Raw genomic sequence first — 25881 nt, 5'->3', positions numbered from 1 at the left:
CGTCCGTCCCGAGAACGGAGCTGACGCACATGAACCGCCGTACAGTCCTCGCCATGGTCACGGGTGCCCTGCTGCTCTCGGCGTGCACCGGCACCGGAGGAAGCTCGAAGGGCGCGGAGGCCAAGGCCGCCGACGACCCGTCAAAGGTGAGCGGCACCATCACGGTTCTCACCCACCGGACCGACCTCGTGCAGGACGGGACGATGAAGAAGTACGCCGCCGAGTTCAACAAGGCGTACCCCAAGGTGAAGGTCGAGTTCGACGGCATCACCGACTACGAGGGCGAAGTCAAGATCCGTATGAACACGGAGAACTACGGCGACGTCCTCATGATCCCGGCCGTGATCGAGAAGAAGGACTACCCCAGGTTCTTCGCCTCGCTGGGCTCTCAGGCCGAGCGCGGCGAGAAGTACCGCTTCACCGACTACACCACCGTCGACGGCAAGGTCTACGGCCAGAGCCCGCTCGGCGCGGTCCCCGGCTTCATCTACAACAAGAAGGTGTGGCAGCGGGCCGGGATCACCGACTGGCCCACGACACCGGACGAGTTCCTCGACGACCTGAAGGCGATCAAGGCCAAGACCGACGCCATTCCGTACTACACCAACTTCAAGGACATGTGGCCGCTGCGGCAGTGGACGGAGGTCAACGGCTCGGTGAGCTGTGACGAGCAGGCCACCACCCGGCTCGCCGAGGGCGATCCGTGGGCCGAGGGCGCCGATCTGCGCACCGCCGACACGCTGCTGTACGACATCGTGAAGTCGGGTCTCATCGAGAAGGACCCGACGACCACCAACTGGGAGGCGTCCAAGCCCCGGATCGCCAAGGGCGAGATCGCCACGATGTGGCTCGGCTCCTGGGCGGTCATCCAGATGCGGGGCGCGGCGAAGCAGGCCGGCGCCGACCCGGTCGACATCGGGTTCATGCCCTTCCCCGCCCAGAAGAACGGCACGTTCTGCGCGGTGACGCTGCCCGACTACAACCAGGCCGTCAACATCCACTCCGAGCACAAGGAGGCGGCCCGCGCCTGGATCGACTGGTTCACCGACAAGTCCGGCTACGCTGCCGACAACCTCGCCCTGTCCCCGCTCAAGGCCGATCCGCTGCCGGCGATCCTGAAGCCGTACGAGGAGGCGGGGGTCAAGCTCCTCGACCTCGACGACAGCAAGGGCGCCCGGGTCAAGTCCATCGACAACCAGTCCGAGGTCGGCATCAACAAGCCCGACTACCGCCAGGACCTGGTCGACCTGGCCCGCGGCGCCACGAAGGGCAGCCTGGACGACTTCCTGGACCGCCTCGCGAAGAAGTGGACCGAGACGCAAGCGTCCCTGGGGTCCTGATGACGGACACCACCGAGAAGGCGGCCGTCGAGCCGGCCCCGGGGCCGGCCGCCCCGAAACCGGCCCCCGCCCCGCGCACGGCACGCCTGTGGCGCGGGGCCACCCCGTGGCTCTTCCTGCTCGCGCCGCTCACCCTGCTGATCGTCTTCACCTACGCGCCGATCGCCAACATGGTCGCGTACAGCTTCACCGACTGGGACGGCGTCAGCCCCGAGCTGCACTACACGGGCGCCGAGAACTACGCCGAACTGTTCACCCGCTCCGACCTGTTCGAGGTCTTCTGGGTCAGCGGCTACTACCTGGCGGCGTCCGTCGTCCAGATAGTCGCCGCGCTCTACTTCGCGACGATCCTCAGCTTCAACGTCCGGTTCCGGAACTTCTTCAAGGGCGTGCTGTTCTTCCCCTACCTGATCAACGGGGTCGCCATCGGCATGGTCTTCCTCTACTTCTTCCAGGACGGCGGCACCCTCGACTCGGTGCTGAGCCTGCTCGGCGTGCAGACGGACCGGGCCTGGCTCGGCACACCCGAGTCGGCGAACACCTCACTGGCCGCCGTCTCCGTATGGCGCTACCTGGGCCTGAACTTCGTCCTCTTCCTGGGCGCGATCCAGTCGATCCCGGGGGAGCTGTACGAGGCGGCCGAACTGGACGGAGCCAACCGCTGGCACCAGTTCCGCCACATCATCGCGCCCGGCATCAAGCCGGTCCTGTCCCTGACCGTGATCCTGTCGATCTCCGGCTCACTGTCGGTCTTCGAGATCCCGTACATCATGACGGGCGGGGCGACCGGCACCGAGACCTTCGTCATCCAGACCGTGAAGCTGGCCTTCCAGTTCAACAAGACGGGGCTCGCCTCGGCGGCCGCGGTCGTGCTGCTGCTGATCGTCCTGGCGGTGACCTGGGTGCAGCGGCGCCTCGTCCCCGACGAAAAGGTGGACCTCGTATGACCCGCCGCACGGTGGCCCGCACGCTGGTGTACCTGTCCCTGATCGCCGCGACGGCGGTGGCCCTGCTCCCGCTGGCAGCCGTGGTCCTGACGTCGCTCAGGTCCGAGCGGGAGATGGCCGACGGCAGCGGTGCCCTCGCCCTCCCGGACGACCTGCTGAACTTCCACAACTACGCGACCGCGTTCCAGGACGGCCGCATGTTGTCGGCGTTCGGCAACACGGCGATCATCCTGCTCTTCGCCATCGGCGGCACGGTCCTGATCGGCTCGATGACGGCCTACGCCATCGACCGCTTCACCTTCCGCTTCAGGAAGCTGGTCGTGGCCCTGTTCCTGACGGCCGCCCTGGTCCCCGGTGTCACGACCCAGGTCGCGACCTTCCAGATCGTCAACAGCTTCGGCATGTTCGACAGCCTGTGGGCGCCGATCGTCCTCTACATGGGCACGGACATCGTCTCGATCTACATCTTCCTGCAGTTCGTGCGCTCGATCCCGACCTCACTGGACGAGGCCGCCCGCCTGGACGGAGCGGGCGCCTTCACGATCTACCGCCGGATCATCTTCCCCCTGCTGAAGCCGGCGATCGCCACAGTGGTGATCGTCAAGGGCATCACCACCTACAACGACTTCTACATTCCGTTTCTCTACATGCCGTCGGAAGATCTTGGCGTGATATCGACGTCGCTGTTCCGCTTCAAGGGCCCGTTCGGCGCCCACTGGGAGACGATCTCGGCAGGAGCGGTCCTGGTGATCCTGCCGACCCTGATCGTCTTCCTGCTCCTGCAGCGCTTCATCTACAACGGCTTCACGAAGGGGGCGACGAGGTAGGCGCCGCCCTTCGGGGCCCGGCGACTAGGCGGACAGCGCGGCGACCAGAACCGGCGTGACCTGCTCGACCTGCCACTCCCGAGCGCCGTAACCGGCCAGCGCCGCCGCGACCGACTCCGCGCTCACCACCGTCGGCGGCTCCCAGCAGACCCGCCGCACGGTGTCCGGAGTGATCAGGTTCTCCTGGGGCATGTTGAGCTGCTCGGCCAGCGCGGAGACGGCCGCCCGGGCCGCGGAGAGCCGAGCCGCCGCCACCGGGTCCTTGTCGGCCCAGGCCCGCGGCGGCGGAGGCCCGGTCACGGGCTGTCCGGGGGCCGGCATCTGCGATTCGGTCAGAGCCTTCGCACGATCGACGGCGGCCTGCCACTGCTCTAGCTGCCGCCGCCCCATCCGATGCCCGAACCCGTTGAGGGCGGCGAGGGCGTGCACATTCCCCGGAACGGAAAGCGCGGCCTCCACGATGGCCGCGTCCGACAGCACCTTGCCCGGCGAGACGTCCCGTTTCTGGGCGATACGATCCCGCGTCTGCCACAGCTCCCGCACCACGGCGAGCTGCCGGCGGCGCCGCACCTTGTGCATCCCCGACGTGCGCCGCCAGGGGTCCTTGCGCGGCTCGGCGGGCGGCGCGGTGGCGATCGCGTCGAACTCCTGCCGCGCCCACTCCAGCTTCCCCTGCCGGTCCAGCTCCTTCTCCAGCGCGTCGCGCAGATCCACGAGCAGCTCGACGTCCAGCGCCGCGTACCGCAGCCACGGCTCGGGCAGCGGACGGGTCGACCAGTCGACGGCCGAGTGGCCCTTCTCCAGCACGAACCCGAGCACGCTCTCGACCATCGCGCCGAGGCCGACTCTGGGGAACCCGGCGAGCCGGCCGGCCAGCTCGGTGTCGAACAGCCGGGTCGGTACCATGCCTATCTCACGCAGACAGGGCAGATCCTGGGTGGCCGCGTGCAGCACCCACTCCACACCGGACAGCGCCTCGCCGAGGCCGGACAGATCGGGGCAGGCCACGGGGTCGATCAGCGCGGACCCCGCGCCCGCGCGGCGCAGCTGCACCAGATAGGCGCGCTGGCCGTAGCGGTAGCCGGACGCGCGTTCGGCGTCGACGGCGACCGGGCCCGAGCCCGCGGCGAAGGCGGCGATCACCTCGGCGAGCGCGGCCTCGTCGGCGATCACGGGCGGAATGCCCTCGCGGGGCTCCAGCAAAGGGATCGGCGCCTCCGTAACAGAAGATCCGTCGTCTTCCGGAGGGGCGCCTCCGGTGGTTCGCAGTGAACAGTCTGCTGCGGCTTCTTGGGCGTCGGTCACGTGTCAAGGGTATCTGCAAGGGTGAGCGTCTGACCTGCGCGTTCTGGACACGTTGCCGCTGACCTGCGGAAACACGGCTCGTCGTCTCTTGTGGCCCACCGGCGCTTCTCGGCCACGCGCAGGGCGGCGCCCGCCGACGGAACGTTCCGTCGGCGGGCGCCCAGGGGGTGAGTCGGTCAGTGGCGGGCACGGGGACGGGACCGGTGGCCGATCCCGTTCACGTCCAGCGGATTCAGCGGATTCAGCGGATTCAGTGGGTTCAGTGGGTTCAGTGGGTTCAACAGTGGATTCAGTGGATGATGCCGGTCCGCAGGGCCACGGCGACCATGCCGGCGCGGTCACCGGTGCCGAGCTTGCGGGCGATCCGGGCGAGGTGGCTCTTGACGGTCAGGGCGGACAGGCCCATCGAGACGCCGATCGCCTTGTTCGACTGGCCCTCCGCCACCAGCCGCAGCACCTCGACCTCACGGCCGGACAGTTCGCGGTAGCCGCCCGGGTGGCTCGGGGCACCCGGGTGGCGACGGTGCATTCGGGCGGCGGCGGCGCCGATGGGGGCGGCACCGGGCCGGGTGGGGAGCCCGACGTTGGTGCGGGTGCCGGTGACGACGTAGCCCTTCACACCGCCGGCGAGGGCGTTGCGCACGGCGCCGATGTCGTCGGCGGCGGACAGGGCCAGGCCGTTGGGCCAGCCCGCGGCGCGGGTCTCCGACAGCAGGGTGAGGCCGGAGCCGTCGGGCAGATGGACGTCGGCGACACAGATGTCGCGGGGGTTGCCGATGCGGGGACGAGCCTCCGCGATGGACGAGGCCTCGATGACGTCGCGCACACCGAGAGCCCAGAGGTGCCGGGTGACGGTGGAGCGGACGCGGGGATCGGCCACGACCACCATGGCGGTCGGCTTGTTCGGGCGGTAGGCGACCAGGCTTGCGGGCTGCTCGAGGAGAACGGACACCAGGCCTCCTGGGGTGCGGGGACGACTTCAAGGTCACAGTCGTCTTCGGCACCAAACCCATGGCCCTTTAGGGAAAGATCACGATTTAGTGAGTAACAATTAGGGCAATTCAGACACACGGTCGATCACTCGGCGAGTGAATGACTTCGATCATGGACCGTTCCTGACCGAAAGTGGCCGTATCGACAAAGTGATGGTCAAGCGGGTGGCGGTCCGGTGCCGATGGTGATCAACGGGACTGCGGATCGCGGCGCTGCGGCAGTGTCACCACCGACGCATCGCCCGGACCCGCCGGCGGCAGGCCCGCGACCTGGGCCAGCAGATCACACCACGACGCCAGATGGGCCGCGGTGTCCGGGACGCCGCCCAGGCCCTCTCGCGGGGTCCAGGAGGCGCGGATCTCGATCTGCGAGGCCGCCGGGCGCTCGGACAGGCCGCCGAAGTAGTGCGAACTCGCGCGCGTGACGGTGCCGCTCGGCTCGCCGTACGACAGCCCGCGCGCCTGGAACGCGCCGGTCAGCCACGACCAGCACACCTCGGGCAGCAGCGGGTCGGCGGCCATCTCCGGCTCCAGCTCGGCGCGCACGAGGGTCACCAGCCGGAAGGTGCCCCGCCAGGCGTCGTGTCCCGCCGGGTCGTGCAGCAGCACCAGGCGGCCGTCGGCCAGGTCCTGGCCGCCGTCGACGACCGTCGCCTCCAGCGCGTACGCGTACGGCGCCAGCCGCTGGGGCGCCTTGGTCTGCTCGACCTCGATCTGCGGCCGCAGCCGGCTGCCGCGCAGAGCCTCGACCGCGGCCCGGAAGGCCGCGGGAGTTGTGTTGTGCGAATGACGGTCCGCCTCCCCGGTCTCCTTCGCGTCATCCGTTCCGCCAGTGCCGTCCGACAGTCTTCCCTGAGCCGCAGCCATGCCGGGAAGATTAAGGGGAACGGGGGCTTCGTGCAGGGAGAGACACCCGGACAACACGGCAACCCCGGCACGGGGCCGGATTCGGCCGTGCGAGACTTGCCCCCGTGAGTGCCAACCAGACGCCGCCGTCCGCCACGTACGATTCCGCCTTCCTCAAGGCGTGCAGGCGCGAGCCCGTGCCGCACACGCCGGTGTGGTTCATGCGGCAGGCCGGGCGCTCACTGCCGGAGTACCGCAAGGTGCGCGAGGGCGTCCCGATGCTCGAGTCCTGCATGCGGCCCGAGCTGGTCACCGAGATCACCCTGCAGCCCGTGCGCAGGCACAACGTGGACGCGGCGATCTACTTCAGCGACATCGTCGTCCCGCTCAAGGCCATCGGCGTCGACCTCGACATCAAGCCCGGCGTCGGCCCGGTCGTCGAGCGCCCGATCCGCACCCGCGCCGACCTGGACCGGCTGCGCGACCTGACCCCCGAGGACGTCTCGTACGTCACCGAGGCCATCGGCCTGCTCACCCGCGAACTCGGCGCCACTCCTCTCATCGGCTTCGCCGGCGCGCCTTTCACTCTCGCGAGTTACCTCGTCGAGGGCGGTCCGTCGCGCACGTACGAGAACGCCAAGGCGATGATGTACGGCGACCCCGAGCTGTGGGCCGATCTCCTCGACCGCCTCGCCGACATCACCGCGGCCTTCCTCAAGGTGCAGATCGAGGCCGGCGCCTCCGCGGTCCAGCTCTTCGACTCCTGGGTCGGCGCGCTCGCCCCCGCCGACTACCGCCGCTCGGTGATGCCCGCCTCGGCGAAGGTCTTCGAGGCGGTCGCCGGGTACGGCGTCCCGCGCATCCACTTCGGCGTCGGCACCGGCGAGTTGCTCAAGCTCATGGGTGAGGCCGGCGCGGACGTCGTCGGCGTCGACTGGCGCGTCCCGCTGGACGAGGCCGCCCGCCGCGTCGGCCCCGGCAAGGCGCTCCAGGGCAACCTCGACCCGACGGTCCTGTTCGCCACCCCCGAGGCGATCGAGACCAAGACCCGCGAGGTCCTCGACGCCGCGGCCGGTCTCGAGGGCCATGTCTTCAACCTCGGCCACGGCGTGATGCCGGCCACCGACCCGGACACGCTGACCCGGCTCGTCGAGTACGTCCACACGCGGACGGCCCGGTAGCGGCCCTCACCACGTGTGGGGCCGCGCCCGCCTGCCGAACAGCAGGCCGCGCGGCTCCGGAGGCGGCGGTGTCCCCGGCTTGAGCGGCCAGGCGAGCGCCATGCCGGCCAGGAAGCCCACGATGTGCGCCGCGTACGCCACCGTGCCCGCGTCGGAGACGCCCTCGCCGTTCGAGTACACCGCCTGCAGCACAAACCAGAAGCCGAGCACCAGCCAGGCGGGCAGCCTGAGTGGCAGGAAGACCAGGAACGGCACCAGGACCCACACCCTGGCCTTCGGATACAGCACGAGATACGCGCCCAGCACGCCCGCGATGGCGCCGGACGCGCCAATCAGCGGGTCGGCCGAGTCGTCGTTGAGGAACGCGAAGCCGTAGGACGCCGCGTAGCCGCAGACGACGTAGAAGAGCAAGTACCGCACGTGGCCCATGCGGTCCTCGATGTTGTTGCCGAAGATCAGCAGGAACAGCATGTTGCCCAACAGGTGCAGCCAGCCGCCGTGCAGGAACAACGCGGTGAACACCGACAGCGCGGGGGACTTGTCGTAGTCCGGCGGTCCGATCACACAGCCGGGGCCGCGCGGGCCCACGGCGACGTCGCCGGTGGGGACCACACCCGGCAGCTGACCGTGGACCAACTCCCGCGGCACCGCCGCGTAGTGGTCCAGGAACGCGTGCAGTTGGCACGTCTGGGCCAGGCTGCTCTCACCGGCCACCGAGCCGGCTATGCCGGGCGTGGACAGGAAGACGAACACGTTCGCGGCGATGAGCGCGTATGTCACCCAGGGGGTGCGACGCACCGGGTTCACGTCATGGACGGGGATGACCACGACTGGTATCTGCCCGGGATCCGTGCGGCGAATCGGTGAACGTGGCCGCGGTCACGTGCGTATGACTCGGCAACCGCCCGCGGCACGGGGAAGGCGGGTCGCGGGGACTACGTGAGGAACAGGCGATGAACGACCGAGTTAATCCTCCGATCCACGCGTTGCCCGACGGGGAGGCCGAGATCGCGGTGGTGGTGCGGCTGCCGTGGGAGGACGTGGCCCGGCTGGGTCAGGAGGCGGGGCGGCTGGCGACGCAGATGCAGCGGCCGGTGACGCTCGATGAGGCGGTGAGCCACCGGTTGCGTTCCCCGCGGGCCGCGGCGTCTCATGCCAAGCCGACGGGGGAGCAGCCTGCGGCTGCCGCCATGCCGCCGAGTGGGAGTGCGTCTGTTTCTTCGTTGCCTTCTCGGCCGCCGGCTGAGCAGGCCAGGCAGGCGATCGAGAGGATCAACGGAAGCGCGTGACCGCCGTAGGGGTGTGGGGTTTTCGGCGGCTGCTGGTTCGTTGTGGCATGTCGCGCAGTTCCCCGCGCCCCTAAAGCGTGTTGCAGAACGCTGTGATCAGGGCATTTCCCTTGCATGGGTGGGGTGTTGAGGGCTGAGCCGGTCTGGGTGGAGACGTTCACCGGTCTGCGGGCTGAGCAGTTCGGGCGGCTGCTAAGGGCGGTTCGGGAACGTGGTGGTGAGGGGTGCGGGTGGGGTCGTCCGTGGCGGCTTCCGCTGGCCGAGCGGGTGCTGCTGGTGGCTGTCTACTACCGCACGAACCTCACGATGCGGCAGCTCGCCCCGCTGTTCGGCATCTCCCCGGCGACCGTGTGCCGGGTGATCCAGCGGCTGGGGCCGCTGCTCGCGCTCGAGCCGGTACGTGCCCCGCAGGAGGCAGTCGAGCGGTTGTGGATCGTGGACGGCACCCTCATCCCGGTCCGTGACCGAGGTGTGGGTGCCTCCTCGCGTAACTACCGTTTCTCAGCAAACGTGCAGGTCATCGTGGACGCAGACACCCGGCTCGTGGTGGCCGCGGCCCGTCCGCTGCCGGGCACCACCGCGGACGCGCACGCCTGGCGGCGCTCCGGACTGGCCGAGCACTGCGAAGGCGTGACGGTGCTCGGCGACGGCGCTTATCTCAACACCGGCCTGATCGTCCCGCACCGCAAACGCCCCGGACGGCCGCTACTCAAGGGCGAAGAGGAGGACAACGCGGAGCACCGCAAGGTCCGCGCCCGTGTGGAGCATGTGATCGGACGGATGAAGAATTACAAGATCCTGCGTGACTGCCGGCAGCGCGGCGACGGCCTCCATCACGCCGTTCAGGCCGTCGCCCGCATGCACAACCTCGCCCTCACCGCGTGACCAGACGCGACAAACGCCCAGTTCAGCCTGCCTGATCACAGCGTTCTGCAACACGCTTTAGGTTCTGTCTCTTTGGTCAGCGTCGGGTCCAGATGAGGATGCCCGCGAGGTGGAGTGCGGCCTGGTAGGCGATCGCGAGTTTGTCGGTTCGTGTGGCCAGGCCGCGCCACTGCTTGAGGCGGTTGATGCACCGCTCGACGGTGTTCCGCTGCTTGTACGCCTCGCTGTCGAAGCCGGGCGGGCGGCCACCGAGTCGGCCTCGCCGCAGGCGGTGGCCAACTTGGTCGGACGGCTGCGGGATGACCGCACGGATGCCCCGGCGCCGCAGGTGGCTGCGGATGGCACGTGAGGAATACGCGCGGTCGGCAAGAACGGCCAGGGGCCGGGTCCGGGGCCTGCCCGGGCCAGTGCGGGGCACGCGGATGCGGGACATCACCGTCTCGAAGGCGGGTGCATCACCTGCCTGGCCTGCGGTGACGGTGAAGGCGAGGGGCCGGGCGTGGCCGTCTGCGGCCAGGTGAACCTTGGTGCTCAGCCCGCCGCGGGAACGTCCGAGCGCGTGATCGGCGGGCTCGCCGCAGTGAGCCGCCCCTTTTTGAGTGCTCCGGCAGCATGCTGGTGGGCCCGGACGACCGTGGAGTCCACCGACACCGTCCAGTCGATGTCGTCGTCGGCGTCCGCCGCCGCCAGGACGGCAGCAAGGATCATTTCCCAGGTGCCGTCGACGGCCCATCTGATCAGCCTCTTGTGAGCGGTTTGGAATGAGCCGAGCTCGTCGGGCAGGTCCCGCCAGGGCGAGTTGGTGCGGTACTTCCACGCGATGGCCTCGAGCGTTCGGCGGTGGTCGGCCCATCGCCGTCCGCGGACCGGATCGGCCGGCATCAGCGGCTCGATCCGGTCCCACATCGCATCAGTGATCACTAACCGGACGGACACATCCGATCAACCGACCAACCCATCAAAGAGACACGCGCTAGGTGGGCTGTCCTACCGCCTTTACAGCCTTACGGGCCGCTACCAGCACCGGATCCCACACCGGTGAGAACGGGGGCGCGTATCCCAGGTCCAGGTACGTCATCTGTTCCACCGTCATCCCTGCTGTCAGGGCGACCGCCGCGATGTCGACCCGCTTGCCCGCGCCCTCCCTGCCGACGATCTGGACGCCCAGGAGGCGGCCCGTGCGGCGTTCCGCGAGGACTTTGACCGTCATGGGGGAGGCGCTGGGGTAGTAGCCCGCGCGGCTCGTCGATTCGATCGTGGCCGTGACGTACCGCAGGCCCGCCCTGCGGGCGTCCTTCTCGCGCAGACCCGTGCGGGCGATCTCCAGGTCGCAGACCTTGCTGACGGCCGTCCCGACGACGCCGGGGAAGGTGGCGTAGCCGCCGGCCGCGTTCGTGCCGATGACCTGGCCGTGCTTGTTGGCGTGGGTGCCGAGGGCGATGTGGCGTTCCCGGCCGGAGACCAGGTCGAGGACCTCCACGCAGTCGCCGCCCGCCCAGATGTTCTCGTGGCCGCGCACCCGCATCGCGAGGTCGGTCAGCAGGCCGCCGTGCTCGCCCAGGGGGAGGCCGGCCGCTCGTGCCAGCGTGGTCTCCGGGCGCACTCCGATGCCCAGGACGACCACGTCCGCGGGGTACTCGGCGTCCTCGGTGGCCACCGCGCGGACCCGGCCGTCCTCGCCCGTGAGGATCTTGGTGACCTCGGCGTCGTTGACCATGGTGATGCCCAGGCCCTCCATGGCCTCGTGCACCATGCGGCCCATGTCCGCGTCGAGCGTGGACATGGGCTCGCTGCCGCGGTTGACGACCGTCACCTCGTAGCCGCGGTTGATGAGCGCCTCGGCCATCTCCACGCCGATGTACCCGGCGCCGACGACGACCGCGCGACGGCCACGCGTGCGGGTCAGCGTGTCGATCAGGGCCTGTCCGTCGTCGAGGGTCTGGACGCCGTGGACGCCGGGGGCGTCGGCGCCCGGCATGTCGGGGCGGATCGGGCGGGCGCCGGTCGCGATCACGAGTTTGTCGTACGACGTCCAGGACTCGGCGCCGGAATCGACGTCACGCGCGCGTACCCGGCCGCCGGCGACGTCGATCTCCATGACCTCCGTCCGCATCCGCAGGTCGATGTCCCGGGCGCGGTGCTCCTCGGCCGTACGGGCGATCAACTGGTCGCGGTCGGGGACGTCGCCACCCACCCAGTACGGGATGCCGCACGCCGAGAAGGAGGTGAAGTGGCCGCGTTCGAACGCCACGATCTCCAGTTCCCCGGCGCTCTTCAGGCGCCGGGCCTGGGACGCCGCGGACATCCCCGCGGCGTCGGCCCCGATCACGACCAGTCGTTCCGGCTCGCCCGGCACATCCCTCGCAGCGCTCATGTTCATGCGAACACGCTACGGGCGCCGGGCATTTCAGTCCTGCTCGCCGCCCTCGTCGTCGCCCGCGCGCGTGGGGCGCGGTGCGGGGCGGGCCGTCGGCAGCGGGCCGAGCGCGGTGGCCACGGACGCGGTCGCCGGGCGGCGCGGCAGCCGGGGGCGCAGCACCTTCAGCCACAGCAGCACCAGCAGCGCCGCCACCGCGGCGAAGGGCAGCACGGCGCCGAACGCCACGGCGAGCCAGCGCAGCATCGTCACGAACGCGTTCCAGCCACCCGCGAGCGCGTCCAGGAAGCCCGGGTCGTCGTCGTCCTTCGCGGCCTTCTTCACCGGCGTCTCGGAGAGCGAGAGGGTGATGGTGGCCAGGCTGGTGCGGTCCTTCAGGGACTCCTGCTGGGCCAGCAGCGCCTCCAGGTCGGCCTGGCGGCTGCTCAGCTCGCCCTCCAGGGTCACCACGTCGCTGAGCTTCGTCGCCCGGTCCATCAGCTCGCGGATCCGGGCCACGCTGGCCCGCTGCGTCTTGATGCGGCTCTCCACGTCGACGACCTGGTCGGTGACGTCCTGAGCCTTCGCGCTGCGCTCGATCAACTTGCCCGCGCCCTCCAGCTCCGCGAGGACCTCGGCGTACCGCTCGACGGGCACGCGCAGCACGATCCGGGTGCGCTCGTGGCCCTCGCCGTCGCGTGTCGTGGTCTCGTCGCCGACGTAGCCGCCCGCGTTCTCGGTGGTGGTGCGGGCCTCGTCGAGGGCCTTCGGTACGTCCTTGACCTGCACGGTCAGCGAGGCGGTGCGGATGATGTGACTGGCGGTGACCTTGGCGGGCGCGGCCTTGTCGGCGCCTGAGCCGCTGCCGGAGCTGCCGGATCCGCTGTCGGAGTTGCCGTCGGAGGCACCCTCCCTCGCGCCGGCCTGGGTGTCCGCCTGGGCCTCGCCCTTGGCGGCGCTGGCGTCGCCCCCGTCGTCGTTCGCACCGCTGCAGCCGGTGAGCGCGAGGGCGGTGGCCAGCAGAAGGCCCGCCAGGGCCTGAACGGGCCGTACGGATCGTCGTGTGCGCATGCGGGCGTACCCCCGAGGGTCGTCGTGACGACTGATGCTTCTTCGACGCCGCGGTCCGGCGGAACGTTGGCGGGAAACGGTCCCGATGCGGTCACGGTCGGGACTCGGCGCGGGCACAGGGGTCCCGGTCGGGTGGGGCCGTACGGCCCTGGTGGGGGTGTCAGTGGGGTCTGAGAGAGTGGGATCATGCGCGAGCACAGCGAGGACACACGCCCGGGAGACGGCCCGACGAGGCATGGTCATGTCGTCGTGATCGGCGGTGGGATCGCCGGACTGGCGGCCGCCCACCGGGTGCTGGCCGGCGGCAGACGCGTGACCGTCCTGGAGGCGTCGGACCGGGTCGGCGGCAAGCTGCTGCCCGGCGAGATCGCGGGCGTGCGCGTGGACCTCGGCGCCGAGTCGATGCTGGCCCGCCGCCCCGAGGCCGTCGCCCTCGCCCGCGAGGTCGGCCTCGACGAGCGTCTCCAGCCGCCCGCCACCGCGACCGCCTCGATCTGGACCCGGGGGGCCCTGCGCCCCATGCCCAAGGGCCATGTCATGGGCGTCCCCGGCACCGCGTCCGCCCTGGCCGGCGTCCTGTCCGACGAGGGCCTGGCCCGCATCGAGCGCGACGCCGACCTGCCCCGCACCGAGGTCGGGGACGACGTGGCGGTGGGGGAGTACGTGGCGGCGCGCCTGGGCCGCGAGGTCGTCGACCGGCTGGTCGAGCCCCTGCTGGGCGGCGTCTACGCGGGCGACGCGTACCGCATCTCGATGCGCTCGGCGGTCCCGCAGCTCTACCAGGCCGCGCGGACGCACGACTCGCTCACCGAGGCGGTCCGTGAGATCCAGGCCAAGGCGGCGGCCAACCAGCAGACCGGGCCGGTGTTCATGGGCATCGAGGGCGGCGTCGGCCAACTCCCGCTCGCCGTCACGGAGTCGGTGCGCGCGCGGGGCGGCGAGATCGTGACCGGGGCGCCGGTGACGGAGCTGCGTCGCGAGGCGTCCGGCGGCTGGCGCGTGGCCGCCGGCGACCGGGTGCTGCACGCCGACGCGGTCGTCGTCGCCGTACCCGCCCCGGCCGCCGCCGGCCTGCTGCGCGCCGAGGCCCCCGAGGCCGCCGCCGAGCTGGACGGCGTCGAATACGCCTCGATGGCCCTGATCACCCTCGCCTACCGCCGCGCCGGCACCGGCCTCCCGGCGGGCAGCGGCTTCCTCGTGCCGCCGGTCGACGGGCGCACCATCAAGGCGTCGACGTTCGCCTCCCAGAAGTGGGGCTGGATCGCCGACGAGAACCCGGACGTGGTCGTCCTGCGCACCTCCGTCGGGCGGTACGGCGAGACGGAGATCCTGGACCGCGACGACGCCCATCTCGTCGACGTCTCCCGCCGGGACCTCGAGGCGGCGACCGGCCTCGACGCCACCCCCCTGGAGACCCGCGTCACCCGCTGGACCGACGGCCTGCCCCAGTACCCGGTCGGCCACCACGCGCGCGTGGCCCGCGTCCGCGAGCACATCGCCAAGGTGCCGGGCCTCGCGGTGTGCGGCGCGCCGTACGACGGCGTCGGCATCCCGGCGTGCATCGCGAGCGCCTACGCCGCCGTCGACCAGCTGGACGGCGACCTGAGCGGTGTGGAGGAGCTCACCGCCGACCCGGTGCAGAGTCTGCACGGAGGAGCAGGAGAATAGGGACATGAGTGACGACGCCCCCACCACCGAGGCCGGCCGGATCCCGAACAAGGGCAAGCTGGCCAAGGACCTGAACGAGGTCATCCGCTACACCCTCTGGTCCGTCTTCAAGCTGAAGGACGTGCTCCCCGAGGACCGCGCGGGCTACGCCGACGAGGTCCAGGAGCTGTTCGACCAGCTCGCCGCCAAGGACGTGACGATCCGCGGCACGTACGACGTGTCCGGGCTGCGCGCCGACGCCGATCTCATGATCTGGTGGCACGCCGAGACCAGCGACCAGCTCCAGGAGGCGTACAACCTCTTCCGCCGCACCAAGCTGGGCCGCGCCCTGACGCCGGTCTGGTCGAACATGGCGCTGCACCGCCCCGCCGAGTTCAACCGCTCGCACATCCCGGCGTTCCTCGCCGACGAGACGCCGCGGAACTACGTCAGCGTGTACCCCTTCGTGCGCTCCTACGACTGGTACCTGCTGCCCGACGAGGACCGCCGCCGCATGCTCGCCGACCACGGCAAGATGGCCCGCGGCTACCCCGACGTCCGCGCCAACACGGTCGCCTCCTTCTCGCTGGGCGACTACGAGTGGCTGCTCGCCTTCGAGGCCGACGAGCTGTACCGCATCGTCGACCTCATGCGTCATCTGCGGGCCTCGGAGGCCCGGATGCACGTCCGCGAGGAGGTCCCGTTCTTCACGGGCCGCCGCAAGTCCGTGGCGGAACTGGTCGCCGGGCTCGCCTAGGCCGGGACGCGGCTGAGCCCCGCACCCCTGCGAGGGGTGCGGGGCTCAGCCGCGTCGGCGCGATCCGCTACGGACGGGCCGCAGCCTGATGACGGGCCTTCTGCGAAGTGCTCGGCTTCGGCTCCGGGTGCCCCTCGCACGACGCGTACCGCGTCGGGAGGCGGCCCTCCAGCAGATACGCGTCGACATGGCCGTTGACACAGCGGTTCGGCCCGTACGCGATGCCGTGCGTCCCGGCGTCCCGCTCGGTCACCAGCACCGAACCGGCGAGCCGCCGGTGCATCTCCAGCGCCCCGTCGTACGGCGTCGCGGCATCCCGCTCGGCGGCCAGGATCAGCGTCGGCGGCAGCTCACCCGGCTCGGTCCGCACATCGAGGGGCTGCTGCCGGGGCATCTGCCAGAAGGCGCACGGCAGGTTCATCCACGCGTTGTCCCATGTCTCGAACGGCGCCACGCGCGCGAGCCGGGTGTTGTCCCGGTCCCAGACCGCCCAGTCCGTCGGCCAGGGCGCGTCATTGCACTCCACGGCCGTGTAGACCGCGTTGGTGTTCTCCTCCTCGGCCGCCGCCTCCGTCACCGGCGCGGCCAGCTCGACCAGCGGCTTGGAGTCGCCCTTCAGATACGCCGACAGCGCCTGCGCCCGCGAGGGCCAGTAGTCGTCGTAGTAGCCGGCCTGCAAGAACGCCTCCTGCAACTGCCCCGGCCCGATCTTCCCGCCGGCCGGCTTCACGGCCAGCCGCGCCCGCACCTTCTCGTAGTTGCGCAGCACCTCGCCGGCGGTGCTGCCGAGCCCGTACACGTCGTCGTGCTCGGCGACCCACTCCCGGAAGTCCGTCCAGCGCCCCTCGAACGCGGCGGACTGGGCGAGGTTGTTGTAGTACCAGATCTGCCGGGGGTCCGGGTTGACCGCCGAGTCGAACACCATCCGCCGCACGTGCGAGGGGAACATGTGCGCGTACAGCGCGCCGAAGTAGGTGCCGTACGACGCGCCCATGAACGTCAGCTTCGACTGGCCGAGGGCGGCGCGCAGGACGTCCAGATCACGGGCGTTGTTGAGGGAGTTGTAGTGCTGCAGCGCGCTCCCGGTCCGCTCGGCGCAGCCCCGGGCGTAGGCCTTGGCCCGGGCGACGCGCTCCGCCTTGTATGCCTCCGAGGGGTGCATCGGTGCCTGCGTGGGCCCCTTGAAGTAGTGCTTGGGGTCCTCGCAGGACAGCGGCGCGGACGGCCCCACGCCGCGCGGGGCGTAGCCCACCAGGTCGTAGGCGGCGGCCAGTCGCTTCCACGCCGGGAGGACCCCGATCAGGGGGAACTGCAGGCCGGAGGCGCCCGGTCCGCCCGGGTTGTAGACCAGGGCACCCTGTCCCGGCACCCGGTGCTTGCTGTTGTGCGGGTCCTTGTGCGTGGCTCGGGCCCGGCTGACCAGCAGCTTGATCTGCCTGCCCTCGGGGTGTGCGTAGTCCAGCGGGACGGACACCGTGCCGCACTGCACATGGCCCGGCAGGCCCTGGTCCTCGGGGCAGTCGCCGAAGGCGATACCGGCCGCCTTGGCGCGCGCGACGGCGACCGTCGTGCCGTACCGCTCGTCCGCGCCCGGCGCGGCCCCGGCGTCGCCGGCCGGGGCCAGGGAGAGGGCGGACAGGAGCATGGCCCCCGCGGCGGAGTAGAGGGCGGCAGCTCTCATCACGTTTCCCTTCGGTGCACGGCAGCAACAAAAGGGATATTTCGTTCGTCTGTTGACGAAGGCAAGCACCGCCTCGCCGATGTCGCCGCATTGCCCCCTATGCGTCATCAACTCCGGGGCCCGTCGGCCCCGGAGCCGTCAGTCGTGCCAGTGCGACGCCTCGTGCTCGCGATGCGCGAAGGCCGCGCGCAGGTCCGGCTCGCCGATCGCGCGCACACCGCGTACCGCGACGAAGGTGAGGTATGTACGGTCGTCGCCGTCCCCGGAACGCCTCACCAGGGCGCTCAACAGCCGCTGCCCGGCCGGGGAGGCCCACCGCGCGTACGGGTGGATCTCGACGCGGGCGATGGCCAGGCAACTCAGGGTGAGCACGAAGGGCAGCGCGAACCACAGCGCGATCAGGTGCGCCGGCATCTCCGACTGGGCGGGCGCCAGCAGCGCGATCACCCCCAGCGCGGCCACGACCGCCGCGGCGAGCCGCACCTGACGGATCGCGGCGCCTATTCCGTCGCGCGCCTCGGCGGGCACGGCGAGGCCCGCGCTGACCAGGCGGTCGGCGAGGCTGCCCACCGCGTCGGCGGCGGCCGCGGCGTCCCGCACCGGCTCGATCCGGGACTGGCCCTGCGGCCCGATGGCCCCTATCACCGAGCGCTCCATCTCGTCCCGTCCGCGCGGGTCGACGACCGTCGCCCAGCCGGTGTGCGCGAGCAGCAGCCGCTGCTGGCGCGCCATGGAGACGAGGGTCAGATCGGCGACCCGCCGGGGGCCGCCGGACAGGAACGCGGCCTCGTACAGCGTCAGATCGTGGTCCCGGGCCGTGGTCGCCTCGTTCCTGTCCATGGCCGCGGTGTGTACGGCGGCCAGGCACAGCCGTGTGCACGCTGTGCCGGCGACGGCCCAGGCCAGCAGCAGAAGAAGCACCCAGAACATGGCACCATTTTGCGGCTAAACCGCCGCCGCTCTCGCGGAGTTGGTTGCTCGCCGTGGGGGTTTCTCAATTATTGGTTGCGGTCTTGGGGTGCTTTTTCAGTACTTGCCGGAATTGTTGCGCGCGGGCTGGTCACGGCCGGCGGCAGGCTGTAGGTCGGCGACGGGGACGGGGTCACCGGGACGGCCGGGGCGGGGTCGGTGGTCGGACCCGGCGGGGCCGGGGCGGGGGTGAGCGGAGGGGTGCTGTCGGCGACCATGTCCCGGGCCAGGGCGTCGAAGTCGACGTAACCGGTGGCCTCCAGGACCGTGATGTGGTCCAGCACGGCGGTGTTGGCGTCGTCGGCGAGCTTGCGCACCAGGGAGTTGCGGGTACTGGCCCGGACCTGGGCGACGACGGAGAACACCTTGCCGTGCGCCAGCCGCAGGATGTTGGCGAACTCCCGGTCGTACGCGACGCCCTGGGCCGCGTCCAGGGTCGCCAGCCATGCCCGCTGCTGCTCGGTGGGCTCGTTGGGCAGCGCGAGGCTCAGCCTGGCGGCGACGTCGCGCACCCGCTCGTCCAGGAACATGTGCCCCTCGACCAGATGCTCCCCCGCGGTTCGTACGGCCGGGGTCGTGCCCTTGCTCCTGGCCTGCTCGCCGGCGGGCAGCTCCCACAGCCCGGCCAGCCGGACCTTGGTGAGGAAGTCGCGGTCGAGGGCGGACAGCGGCCCGTACCCGGTCGAGACGGTCTCGGCGTTCAGTGCGTCCAGACCCGTCCCGGACCGGTCGGCGTACGACCAGATCGGGAAGATCATCGCCAGCAGCGTCGCCGCCAGGCCGGTGATGATGATCCCGGTGCCGCTGAAGATGCCTCGGCCCTTGACGGGGGGTCGCGGTCGCATGGTGCCTCCTGTTGCGGCACCGCACGTTAGTGCGCTTCGAGGGTCGGGTTGGCATATTACTTCGGCGCTTACGCCAACTGCCGTACAGGAGCGAATGGTTGCAAGCGGGGCGAATGCGGGCGAATGGGAAGTGACAGCGGGTGATCTGCGGCGACATATGAGGACGAAACGTCGCCAAGACCCGTGATGCGGGCCGGGGTGTTAACCCCGGCACACTCACTGCCGGGCGGCGCCCGCTCAGCGTCGCAGCAGAACCCGACGGGTGGCCCGGGCCAGCCGTACCCCCGGCCGCCGCGACCTGGGCTTCGGCCCCGACCGCTCCAGCCACCACTCCCGCAACTCCGCCCGCACCCGCGCGTCTTCGCAGCGCCCCTCGGCCAGCAGATACCCGGCGAAGTCCAGCGCGTCCCGCCGATAGCCGTCGGCCATCGGATGCCCGTGCGTGTACGCGAGGAAGGCCCGCCGGTATCCGTCCCCGAGGATCACCGGCAACTCCGGCGCCACCTTCGCCACGACATCCGCCCGCTTCCCGGCGAGCGCCCGCGCCTGCACCCCGAGCCGCACCCGGTCGAACCCCTCGGGCACGGGCGTCCCGGCGACGAGCGCGGAGAGCAGGGCGGCCTGCGCGAGGGCGAGCCGCTGACGGGCGGGGGCGAGGGCGTCCTGGACCGGCTTCGTCCCCTCGGTGAGGGCGTCTTGGGCCGGCGGCGCCCCTTCCGCGAGGGCGTCCTGGGCCGGCGCCGGCTTCTCCCGCTCCTCCGACGCGGCCCCCTCCGTCGGCACGGCCCCCTCCGTCGGCGTGGCCCGCTCGGCGCCGCCCTTCTCCAAGGCCGCCCGAATCGCCCCCAACTCCCGCTCCAGCTCGGCCGGTTCGGGGAAGTTCTCGTCGCGCTCCAGCAGGACCCCCGGCGGGGACACCCGGGAGGCGAGGTCGGTCAGGATGTCGAGGACCGGCTGGGGGACGGGGTGGGCGTGGCTGTCGTGCCAGACGCCGTCGCGTTCGAAGCCGCCCGCGACATGGACGTACGCGATGGCCTCCAGCGGCAGCTCGGCGAGCGCCTTGGCCGGGTCCTCGCCCCGGTTGACGTGGTTGGTGTGCAGGTTGGCGACATCGATCAGCAGCCGTACGCCGGTCCGGTCGGCCAGTTCGTACAGGAACTGTCCCTCGGTCATCTCCTCGCCCGGCCAGGAGATGAGCGCCGCGATGTTCTCCACGGCCAGCGGCACCGGCAGCGCGTCCTGTGCGACACGGACGTTCTCGCACAGCACGTCGAGGGCGTCCCGGGTACGCGGCACCGGCAGCAGATGCCCCGCCTCCAGCCGCGGGGACGCCGTCATCGGCCCGCCCGCCCGTACGAACGCGATGTGCTCGGTCACCAGCGGCGCCCCCAGCGCCTCGACCCGCTCGGCGAGCACGGCCAGCCGACCGGCGTCGGGCCGCTCCGCGCCGCCCAGGCCCAGCGAGACACCGTGCGGGATCACGGTCACCCCGCGCTCCCGCAGCCGTACCAGGGACGGCGGAAGATGCCCGGGGCAGACGTTCTCGGCGACGGTCTCGACCCAGTCGATGCCCGGCATGCGCTCCACGGCGTCCGCGATCTCCGGACGCCATCCGATTCCCGTGCCCAGTCGCTCCATCGTCCCCTCCTCGGCCTCTTCCGTACCCGCCCGCCCCGTCTCCTCGGACCCGCCGGACGTGACGGGGGTATGGCCCCGCCGGGCCGGCCCGAACCCCTCGGGGGCCGCCTTCAGAGCAACATTTGAGGTTGGGACCCGCGCCCGGGCATCGTGGCCAATCGGCACCAGGAGGTACGCGCGGGACGGCGGGAGCGTTCAGGCCGCAAAGAGGTCGTGGATATGGCTCAGCCGCGAGGTGGCGTCCATACGTCCAGCACACGCAGGCCGTCGTCCGAGACGATCGGCCCGGGGTCTCGGCGTCGACGACGGCGTCGTCCGGGATCACGATCCCGTACTCGCCCACCACGGTAAGCCGGGGCCGTGCCTACCGCAGCGCCGGATGGTCCGCGACGACGGTGCACGAGCCGGGCGCGATCTCCGTGAACCCCGCGTCCCGCACCAACGGCAGCCCGGCGCTCGTCAGTTCACGCCAGCGCCTCGGCTCCGCGGTCCGCACGGACAGTGGAAACCCCGCGTCGCGCCACGCTGCCCGCTCCTCGTCCGACAGCTCCCACCAGGCGAGCTGTGCCGCGTGGCCCGTCTGCGCCATGGCCTTGCCGGCCGACATGTCGAGTTCGGGGTTGAGCCACAGCACCGGCGCCGACGCATCGGCGTCCACGGGCGGCTCGGGGTCGTCGAGGTCGGTGCCGGACACCTGGAGCTTGGCCAGTTCCCTGGGCCACCCGTCCAACGGCACGGGCGGGAAGACCCGCACCTCGGCCGACTTCCCGGTGACGGTGATCCCCGGCAGCCCCTCGGCCCGCCGCCACTCGGCCCCGCGGGCCCGCCGCACCACCTTGCGGATCCGGGCGTCCTGCCAGTCGCGCATGGCCTGCGCCCACTCGCCGTCGCCGGCGGAGCGTTCGTCGCCGAGGATCACCAGCACGGCGCGGGCGGAGGTCTCCAGGGCGTCGGTGCGGGCGGGGGGAGCGCCCCGCTCGATACGCACGACGAGCGGGAGCACGAACTGCGGCGCGGCGTCGCGTGCGCCCGGCTCGGACCGAAAGGGGCTGTCAATCGAAGGATCGCTGTTCACACCGTCCAGTCTGCCAACTCGGGGGATAGGAGAAGATGCCCCCTATGCAACGCGATCTTCGTCTGGACAACGTGGGCCGCCGCTTCGGCCTGCGCGGCCCATGGGTCTTACGCGGCATCCACCTCACCGTGCCCCCCGGCACCCTCATTCGCATAGAAGGCCCCAACGGCACCGGCAAATCCACCCTCCTGCGCCTCCTCGCCCGCATAGACGCCCCCACGGAGGGCCGCGTCAGCGGAGCGCCGCGCACCGCGTACGTCCCCGAACGCTTCCCCACCGCCCTTCCCTTCACCGCCCTCGGCTACCTGACCCACCTCGGCACGGTCCACGGCCTCTCCCGCCCGGCGGCCACCCGTGCCGCCCTGGAGTGGCTCGACCGCTTCGGCGCCGCCCCCTACGCCCGTACCCCCATGGCCGAGCTGTCGAAGGGCAGCAGCCAGAAGGTCGCCGTCGTCCAGGCGCTCCTCGCCGAACCGGAGCTGCTGGTGCTGGACGAGGCGTGGACGGGCCTCGACGCCGACGCCCGCGCGGAGCTGGAGCGGGCCGTCGTCGAACGCACCGCGGGCGGCACCGCCGTGGTCTTCGTGGACCACGACCCGCGCCGTCTGGCGGGGGCGCCCGACGCTACGTACACCGTGCGGAACGCGGGACTGGACCTGCGTACCGACCAACCGCCTCAGGAGCCCGCCGGCCCGCGCGTGAGCGTCGTCGTCCAGGGGCCCAGTGGCGGGCAGCTCCCCGCCGACGCGACCCGCGCGGTCGTCTCGGCCGAGGAACCCACGCCGGGCACCCACCGCCTCACCGTGCCCGCGTCCCATTCGGACCTCCTCCTGCGCGCCCTGCTGACCGCCCGGCCGCCCTGGCACGTGGTGAGCGTGCACCAGGAGCCCGCCGGCCCCGACACCGAGAGCCGCCGATGACCGCCCTGCTCGGATACCAGGCCGACCTGCTCGTCCGCTCACAGCGCTGGCTGCCGCCGTTCATCCTGTACGTCGCGTTCCTCGGGATCGGCGTCCAGAGCGGCCAGCCGATCCTCGACTCGCTCGGCTACACGGCCGCGGCCCTGCTGCCCGTCGCCGCGTGGCTGGTGCGGATCTGCGTCACCAACGAGCCGCCGGCCGCCCGCAGTTGTGTCTCCGCGGCGGTCGGCCCCGGGCGGGCGCACCTCGCCGCGCTACTGGTGGCGCTGGCCACCGCGGCGGCCCTGGGCACGGTCGCGACCGTCGTCGTGGCACTGATCAGCGACCCGGCGAGCGCGGACCACCAGACGCGCGTACCGCGGCTTCCGGCGGGCGCGGCCGGGCTGCTCGCCACGCTGGCCTGCGCCCTGCTCGGCACCGCCGTCGGAGCCCTCACCACCTGGCCGCTGCTGCGCTCGACCGGCCGCGCGATCCCGGCGATGCTGCTCGCGGCCCTGCTGTCCGTGGTGGTGACCGGCTCCCCGGCCCAGGCGGCGGTCAGCGGCCTGGTCACCGGCTCCCGCTCGGGCACGGTCCCGCTGCCCGTGCTGCCCCTGGCGGCCGCGGCCCTGCTCACGGCGGCGGCGATCGCCGTGGCGTGCGCGCTCACCTCGCGCAGATCACCCTGAACAGGCGGTGCGCTGCGCCTCCTGCCACTCGCACACCGGGCACAGCGTGATCCCCTTGTACGACTCCGGGTACTCCGTCGGCTCCCGGCACAGCACGCTCCCCCACTCTCGAATTCGCTCGAGCGGGGGGACCCCCATCGCGTACGGCGGACCGTCCGCCCGGGGCGGCTTCGCCGTGTCGGCGATGGTGCAGTAGTCCTCGCTCATGCCTCCAGCGTAGGACGCTCACCGCCGCCCGCTCGCGGCCCCGATCAGCTCGGACACCTTCACGAACCGGAAGCCCTTGCGGCGCAGCTGCGGCACGACGCTGCGGACCACCCGCTCGGTCGTCGGAGCGGCACTGCGCGTGGAGTGCAGCACGACCACGGACCCCGGCCGCACCCCGTCCAGCACCTCCCGGGCGACCGCGCCGGCGTCCGTCGCGAAGGCGTCCCCGCTCACCACGTCCCACTGCACGGCCGTGATCCCGAGCGGGGTCAGCGCCCGCAGCGCCCGCCGGTCGTAGCACCCGCCCGGAAACCGGAAGTACGGCACCGCGTCCCGCACCCCCACCTTCCGGAACGCGGCGTACGCCCGCTCCACGTCCGCCCGCATCCGCTCCTCGCCGATGGTCGGCAGGCCGTAGCAGTCGTCGGTGAAGGCGTAGTGGCTGTACGAGTGGTTGGCGACCTCGAAGAGCGGGTCCCGCCCGATGGACCGGGCCTGGATCGGATACTCCTCGGCCCACCGGCCCGTCATGAACACGGTCGCCGGCACCTTCAACTCCCGCAGCGCCGCGATGAGCCCCGGGTTGTCGAACCGCTCTCCCCGAGCCGCCCGCGGCCCCTGATCGGCGGTCATGTCGGCGTCGAAGGTCAGCGCGACGGCCTTGGCCCCGCTCCGGGGGCCGTGCCCGAAGACGGGCGTCGTGCCGGCGGGACCCGGGGCGAGCGTCGGAGCCCTGGGAGAGGGGGAGGCGGCCGTGGCACTGGGCGCCGGGAGGGGAGCGCGGGTCGCCTCGGGCGCCGTGCAGGAGGCGAGCGCGCTGAGGGTCGCGGCCAGGGCGCAGACGGTGGTGACGCGTCGTACAAGAGTGATCACTATATGAAGATATGGTGATCAAAAGGGCATTTCGGTACACCGGTGGGTGTGCCGTGTCCTTGTCACCCGCCCGGCGGTTCGGGGGTTCTCAGTCCTTGCGGGTGCAGTAGCCCGTGGGCGCCGAGACCGGTGGGCGGCACTGGAGGATGGACTCGGTCGGGTCCGTGCTCAGGTAGCGGCCGAGGCAGGAGTTCGCCGTGGTGCGGTCGTGCTTGGCGCAGAAGGTGAGGGCCGCGCGGCCGTTGCGGAAGGGGCCGGGGGCGTAGAAGACCCAGTAGCCGCCGCGCAGGGACGCGTAGTTGTCGCTGAGCAGGAACTTGGCCCCGGGGATGGTCCGGCGGATGGTGGCCAGCCTGCGGTCGCGGTTGGCGGTGCCGGCGGAGACCGGTTCGGAGTGGAGCTGGGCGATCCAGCGGCCGGGCGGGGTGCGGCCCGGGGTGCGTGTGGGGGTCGCGCTGGTAGGGGCCGGGGGCTTGGTGAGGGGGGCGGCCCTGTTGTTGTCGCCGCCGGTGTCACCGGCCCGCAGGGTGAGGACCAGGGCCGTGGCCGTGGCGATCGCCAGCACCGCGGTCGCGGCCACCACGAGGGGAGTGCGGCGTTTGCGGCCGCGCACCTGCTGCGGGGTCGTGGGGCGCGGAGTGTCCAGCTGGGTGGGGGTCGGCGGCGGCACCGGGTGCGGCGCGGCCGCCGTCGTCGTCGGCTGGGCGGCCCAGTGCGGAGTCGCCCCCGTCTCCACCCGCGCCAGCATCGCGTCCAGCCGGGCGGCGTCCGGGCGGGCCGCCGGGTCCCGCACCAGCAGGGCCTGCAGCACCTGCGTCAGCGGGCCCGAGCGGGACGGCGGTGGGAGCGGGTCGTCGAGTACGGCGGCCAGGGTGGCCAGCGTCGTCGGGCGGCGCAGCGGGCTGACGCCCTCCACACAGAGGTACAGGACCACGCCCAGCGACCAGAGGTCGGCGGCCGGACTGTCGTCACCGTGCCCGCGGATCCGCTCCGGGGCCATGTACTCCGGCGAACCGACCAACTCGCCCGTCGCCGTGAGGCCCGTCGTGCCCTGGAGGGCGGCGATGCCGAAGTCCGTGAGGACGGCGCTGCCGTCGGGGCGCAGCAGGATGTTGGCGGGCTTGACGTCCCGGTGCTGGATGCCCGCCGCGTGCGCGGCCATCAGCGCGGCGAGCACCTGGCGGCCGAGCCGGGCCGCCGCCACGGGTGTCAACGGGCCGTCGTCCAGCCGCTGTTGGAGGGAGACCCCCGGCACCAGCTCCATCACGATCCACGGATGCGGCTCGGCGTCCACGATCTGGTGGACCGTCACCACATGGGGATGGCTGAGCCGGGCCAGCGCCCGCGCCTCCCGCATCACCCGCTCGCGCACCACCCCGACCGTGTCCGCGTCGGACCGGACCGCCTTGAGCGCGACCTCCCGGTGCAGCACCGTGTCGCGAGCCCGCCACACGGTGCCCATCCCTCCGCTGCCGAGCCGCTCCACCAGCTCGAAACGGCCGTCGACCACATCCCCCGCTGCGTTCATGCCGCACAGGTTAGAGGACGTGATGGAACGCCCG

Annotated in this window: 25 protein-coding genes; 10 read left to right on the top strand and 15 right to left on the bottom strand. The window is 71.7% G+C overall.

What is annotated here, in order from left to right; all coding sequences use genetic code 11:
* The first annotated feature begins 29 nt into the window (after positions 1-29).
* The 3 genes from IM697_RS33095 to IM697_RS33085 are packed head-to-tail and all read left to right on the top strand — an operon-like array spanning position 30 to position 3114.
* Complete coding sequence (locus tag IM697_RS33095) at positions 30-1340, top strand: ABC transporter substrate-binding protein (RefSeq protein WP_194039765.1); 1311 nt, start codon at positions 30-32, stop codon at positions 1338-1340.
* Positions 1340-2287, top strand: coding sequence for a carbohydrate ABC transporter permease (locus IM697_RS33090; RefSeq protein WP_194039764.1), 948 nt, complete (start codon positions 1340-1342; stop codon positions 2285-2287). The genes IM697_RS33095 and IM697_RS33090 overlap by 1 nt, the downstream gene beginning before the upstream one ends.
* Positions 2284-3114, top strand: a complete 831-nt coding sequence (locus IM697_RS33085; RefSeq protein WP_194039763.1) for a carbohydrate ABC transporter permease — start codon at positions 2284-2286, stop codon at positions 3112-3114. Before IM697_RS33090 ends, IM697_RS33085 begins: the two co-directional genes overlap by 4 nt.
* A gap of 24 nt (positions 3115-3138) precedes the next feature.
* Here IM697_RS33085 and IM697_RS33080 read toward each other — a convergent pair whose 3' ends face one another.
* The 3 genes from IM697_RS33080 to IM697_RS33070 all read right to left on the bottom strand — a co-directional run bounded on the left by IM697_RS33080 (position 3139) and on the right by IM697_RS33070 (position 6278).
* A complete protein-coding gene (locus IM697_RS33080) occupies positions 3139-4419 on the bottom strand; it encodes a ribonuclease D (RefSeq protein WP_194039762.1) in 1281 nt (426 codons plus the stop codon).
* A 289-nt stretch (positions 4420-4708) separates the two neighbouring features.
* The gene (locus IM697_RS33075; protein WP_003997051.1) at positions 4709-5371 is read right to left on the bottom strand and encodes a response regulator transcription factor; all 663 of its coding nucleotides are present in this window, start codon (positions 5369-5371) and stop codon (positions 4709-4711) included.
* 229 nt (positions 5372-5600) lie between these two features.
* Positions 5601-6278, bottom strand: coding sequence for a DUF3000 domain-containing protein (locus IM697_RS33070; protein WP_194039761.1), 678 nt, complete (start codon positions 6276-6278; stop codon positions 5601-5603).
* Positions 6279-6382: 104 nt separating this feature from the next.
* Between IM697_RS33070 and hemE the strand changes: the two genes are divergently transcribed.
* Positions 6383-7438 (top strand): uroporphyrinogen decarboxylase, encoded by a 1056-nt coding sequence (gene hemE / locus IM697_RS33065; RefSeq protein ID WP_194039760.1) that lies wholly within the window; start codon positions 6383-6385, stop codon positions 7436-7438.
* A gap of 6 nt (positions 7439-7444) precedes the next feature.
* Here hemE and IM697_RS33060 read toward each other — a convergent pair whose 3' ends face one another.
* Positions 7445-8266, bottom strand: coding sequence for a rhomboid family intramembrane serine protease (locus IM697_RS33060; RefSeq protein ID WP_194039759.1), 822 nt, complete (start codon positions 8264-8266; stop codon positions 7445-7447).
* Positions 8267-8391: 125 nt separating this feature from the next.
* Between IM697_RS33060 and IM697_RS33055 the strand changes: the two genes are divergently transcribed.
* Together IM697_RS33055 and IM697_RS33050 are read left to right on the top strand one after the other, a co-directional pair.
* Positions 8392-8727, top strand: coding sequence for a hypothetical protein (locus IM697_RS33055; protein ID WP_194039758.1), 336 nt, complete (start codon positions 8392-8394; stop codon positions 8725-8727).
* A gap of 114 nt (positions 8728-8841) precedes the next feature.
* On the top strand, positions 8842-9612 hold the full coding sequence (locus IM697_RS33050) for a transposase family protein (RefSeq protein ID WP_194038123.1): 771 nt from the start codon (positions 8842-8844) through the stop codon (positions 9610-9612).
* A gap of 76 nt (positions 9613-9688) precedes the next feature.
* On the opposite strand, the gene IM697_RS33045 is transcribed toward IM697_RS33050, so the two are convergent.
* The 3 genes from IM697_RS33045 to IM697_RS33035 form a co-directional block, all read right to left on the bottom strand.
* Positions 9689-10518, bottom strand: a protein-coding gene (locus IM697_RS33045; protein ID WP_265582736.1) for an IS5 family transposase whose coding sequence is annotated in 2 segments (ribosomal slippage) — positions 9689-10198 and positions 10201-10518 — 828 coding nt in all. Because the reading frame shifts where the segments join, the coding sequence is not laid out codon by codon here.
* Between the two features lie 67 nt (positions 10519-10585).
* Positions 10586-11992 (bottom strand): FAD-dependent oxidoreductase, encoded by a 1407-nt coding sequence (locus IM697_RS33040; protein ID WP_194039757.1) that lies wholly within the window; start codon positions 11990-11992, stop codon positions 10586-10588.
* Between the two features lie 27 nt (positions 11993-12019).
* Positions 12020-13039, bottom strand: coding sequence for a DUF4349 domain-containing protein (locus IM697_RS33035; RefSeq protein WP_194039756.1), 1020 nt, complete (start codon positions 13037-13039; stop codon positions 12020-12022).
* A 186-nt stretch (positions 13040-13225) separates the two neighbouring features.
* Between IM697_RS33035 and hemG the strand changes: the two genes are divergently transcribed.
* Complete coding sequence (gene hemG / locus IM697_RS33030) at positions 13226-14707, top strand: protoporphyrinogen oxidase (protein ID WP_194039755.1); 1482 nt, start codon at positions 13226-13228, stop codon at positions 14705-14707.
* Positions 14708-14711: 4 nt separating this feature from the next.
* Positions 14712-15443, top strand: a complete 732-nt coding sequence (hemQ, locus tag IM697_RS33025) for a hydrogen peroxide-dependent heme synthase (RefSeq protein WP_194039754.1) — start codon at positions 14712-14714, stop codon at positions 15441-15443.
* Positions 15444-15510: 67 nt separating this feature from the next.
* On the opposite strand, the gene IM697_RS33020 is transcribed toward hemQ, so the two are convergent.
* The 5 genes from IM697_RS33020 to IM697_RS33000 form a co-directional block, all read right to left on the bottom strand.
* A complete protein-coding gene (locus IM697_RS33020; protein ID WP_194039753.1) occupies positions 15511-17124 on the bottom strand; it encodes an alpha/beta hydrolase in 1614 nt (537 codons plus the stop codon).
* 138 nt (positions 17125-17262) lie between these two features.
* Complete coding sequence (locus tag IM697_RS33015; protein WP_194039752.1) at positions 17263-18054, bottom strand: TIGR04222 domain-containing membrane protein; 792 nt, start codon at positions 18052-18054, stop codon at positions 17263-17265.
* Between the two features lie 68 nt (positions 18055-18122).
* On the bottom strand, positions 18123-18938 hold the full coding sequence (locus tag IM697_RS33010; protein WP_194039751.1) for a DUF4142 domain-containing protein: 816 nt from the start codon (positions 18936-18938) through the stop codon (positions 18123-18125).
* 237 nt (positions 18939-19175) lie between these two features.
* Positions 19176-20576 (bottom strand): MbnB/TglH/ChrH family RiPP precursor modification enzyme, encoded by a 1401-nt coding sequence (locus IM697_RS33005; protein ID WP_194039750.1) that lies wholly within the window; start codon positions 20574-20576, stop codon positions 19176-19178.
* Between the two features lie 364 nt (positions 20577-20940).
* Positions 20941-21651 (bottom strand): aminoacyl-tRNA hydrolase, encoded by a 711-nt coding sequence (locus IM697_RS33000; protein WP_194039749.1) that lies wholly within the window; start codon positions 21649-21651, stop codon positions 20941-20943.
* A 44-nt stretch (positions 21652-21695) separates the two neighbouring features.
* On the opposite strand from IM697_RS33000, the gene IM697_RS32995 reads away from it, so the two are divergent.
* On the top strand, positions 21696-22571 hold the full coding sequence (locus IM697_RS32995) for an ABC transporter ATP-binding protein (RefSeq protein WP_194039748.1): 876 nt from the start codon (positions 21696-21698) through the stop codon (positions 22569-22571).
* Positions 22568-23239, top strand: a complete 672-nt coding sequence (locus tag IM697_RS32990; protein WP_194039747.1) for an ABC transporter — start codon at positions 22568-22570, stop codon at positions 23237-23239. Before IM697_RS32995 ends, IM697_RS32990 begins: the two co-directional genes overlap by 4 nt.
* Here the strand turns inward: IM697_RS32990 and IM697_RS32985 are convergent.
* From IM697_RS32985 to IM697_RS32975, 3 genes are all read right to left on the bottom strand, one after another.
* Positions 23231-23446, bottom strand: a complete 216-nt coding sequence (locus IM697_RS32985) for a hypothetical protein (protein ID WP_194039746.1) — start codon at positions 23444-23446, stop codon at positions 23231-23233. The genes IM697_RS32990 and IM697_RS32985 overlap by 9 nt on opposite strands.
* An 18-nt stretch (positions 23447-23464) precedes the next feature.
* A complete protein-coding gene (locus IM697_RS32980; RefSeq protein WP_194039745.1) occupies positions 23465-24319 on the bottom strand; it encodes a polysaccharide deacetylase family protein in 855 nt (284 codons plus the stop codon).
* Between the two features lie 88 nt (positions 24320-24407).
* The gene (locus tag IM697_RS32975; protein ID WP_194039744.1) at positions 24408-25847 is read right to left on the bottom strand and encodes a serine/threonine-protein kinase; all 1440 of its coding nucleotides are present in this window, start codon (positions 25845-25847) and stop codon (positions 24408-24410) included.
* Between the last annotated feature and the right edge of the window lie 34 nt (positions 25848-25881).

This window comes from Streptomyces ferrugineus (genome assembly GCF_015160855.1).
In the GTDB taxonomy this organism is placed as follows: Bacteria; Actinomycetota; Actinomycetes; order Streptomycetales; family Streptomycetaceae; genus Streptomyces; species Streptomyces ferrugineus.
Note: the sequence above shows the minus strand (reverse complement) of the source record. Positions and strands in the feature narration are given on the sequence as shown.

Bases quoted from the DNA above. Each gene is read 5' to 3' on its own strand.
- IM697_RS33055 (WP_194039758.1), top strand. From the start codon at position 8,392: ATGAACGACCGAGTTAATCCTCCGATCCACGCGTTGCCCGACGGGGAG.
- IM697_RS32995 (WP_194039748.1), top strand. From the start codon at position 21,696: ATGCAACGCGATCTTCGTCTGGACAACGTGGGCCGCCGCTTCGGCCTG.
- IM697_RS33010 (WP_194039751.1), bottom strand. From the start codon at position 18,938: ATGCGACCGCGACCCCCCGTCAAGGGCCGAGGCATCTTCAGCGGCACC.
- IM697_RS33020 (WP_194039753.1), bottom strand. From the start codon at position 17,124: ATGAGAGCTGCCGCCCTCTACTCCGCCGCGGGGGCCATGCTCCTGTCC.
- IM697_RS33070 (WP_194039761.1), bottom strand. From the start codon at position 6,278: ATGGCTGCGGCTCAGGGAAGACTGTCGGACGGCACTGGCGGAACGGAT.
- IM697_RS33090 (WP_194039764.1), top strand. From the start codon at position 1,340: ATGACGGACACCACCGAGAAGGCGGCCGTCGAGCCGGCCCCGGGGCCG.
- IM697_RS33050 (WP_194038123.1), top strand. From the start codon at position 8,842: ATGGGTGGGGTGTTGAGGGCTGAGCCGGTCTGGGTGGAGACGTTCACC.
- IM697_RS33095 (WP_194039765.1), top strand. From the start codon at position 30: ATGAACCGCCGTACAGTCCTCGCCATGGTCACGGGTGCCCTGCTGCTC.
- IM697_RS32985 (WP_194039746.1), bottom strand. From the start codon at position 23,446: ATGAGCGAGGACTACTGCACCATCGCCGACACGGCGAAGCCGCCCCGG.
- IM697_RS33005 (WP_194039750.1), bottom strand. From the start codon at position 20,576: ATGGAGCGACTGGGCACGGGAATCGGATGGCGTCCGGAGATCGCGGAC.
- IM697_RS32975 (WP_194039744.1), bottom strand. From the start codon at position 25,847: ATGAACGCAGCGGGGGATGTGGTCGACGGCCGTTTCGAGCTGGTGGAG.
- IM697_RS32990 (WP_194039747.1), top strand. From the start codon at position 22,568: ATGACCGCCCTGCTCGGATACCAGGCCGACCTGCTCGTCCGCTCACAG.
- hemG (WP_194039755.1), top strand. From the start codon at position 13,226: ATGCGCGAGCACAGCGAGGACACACGCCCGGGAGACGGCCCGACGAGG.
- IM697_RS33085 (WP_194039763.1), top strand. From the start codon at position 2,284: ATGACCCGCCGCACGGTGGCCCGCACGCTGGTGTACCTGTCCCTGATC.
- IM697_RS33040 (WP_194039757.1), bottom strand. From the start codon at position 11,992: ATGAACATGAGCGCTGCGAGGGATGTGCCGGGCGAGCCGGAACGACTG.
- IM697_RS33015 (WP_194039752.1), bottom strand. From the start codon at position 18,054: ATGTTCTGGGTGCTTCTTCTGCTGCTGGCCTGGGCCGTCGCCGGCACA.
- hemQ (WP_194039754.1), top strand. From the start codon at position 14,712: ATGAGTGACGACGCCCCCACCACCGAGGCCGGCCGGATCCCGAACAAG.
- IM697_RS33035 (WP_194039756.1), bottom strand. From the start codon at position 13,039: ATGCGCACACGACGATCCGTACGGCCCGTTCAGGCCCTGGCGGGCCTT.